Source organism: Ensifer sp. ENS02 (assembly GCF_014851885.1).
Taxonomy (GTDB): domain Bacteria; phylum Pseudomonadota; class Alphaproteobacteria; order Rhizobiales; family Rhizobiaceae; genus Ensifer; species Ensifer adhaerens.
This window is the reverse complement of the sequence record NZ_JACVAO010000067.1, coordinates 1-627: the sequence shown is the minus strand read 5'-3', so window position 1 is coordinate 627 and position 627 is coordinate 1. Positions and strand designations below refer to the sequence as shown.

Below are 627 nucleotides of genomic sequence, written 5' to 3'. Positions count from 1 at the left end.
TGCGGGTCGTCGGCGGCTTCACCGAGCACCAGTTCGCCGAAAAGCGGTTGCCGACGATCGATGAGATCAACGCGGTCGCGCCCGATACGCCGGTGTTCCTGCTGCATCTCTATGACCGGGCGCTGCTTAATGCCGCGGCGCTCCGCGCCGTCGGCTACACCAGGGACACGCCGAACCCGCCAGGCGGCGAGATCACTCGCGATGCCAGCGGCAACCCGACGGGGCTGCTCTTGGCCAAGCCCAATGCCGGCATCCTCTATTCGACGCTCGCCAAGGGGCCGAAGCTGCCCTTCGATTACCAGGTCAACTCGACCCGTCATTTCATGCGCGAGCTCAACCGGCTCGGCGTCACCAGCGTCATCGACGCCGGCGGCGGCTTCCAGAACTACCCGGATGACTATGCCGTCATCCAGAAGCTCTCGGACGAGGGCCAGATGACAGTCCGCCTTGCCTACAACCTCTTCACCCAGAAGCCGAAGCAGGAGAAGGACGACTTCCTGAAATGGACGTCGTCGGTCAAGTACAAGCAGGGTAACGACTATTTCCGCCACAACGGTGCCGGCGAGATGCTGGTGTTTTCCGCCGCCGACTTCGAGGACTTCCGCGAGCCGCGCCCGGACATGCCGC

1 protein-coding gene is annotated in these 627 nt (G+C 64.0%); it reads left to right on the top strand.

All coding sequences use genetic code 11. The features are described 5' to 3' along the window. A partial coding sequence (locus IB262_RS35460) for an amidohydrolase family protein (protein ID WP_192494581.1) occupies window positions 1-627 on the top strand: 627 nt, incomplete at both ends.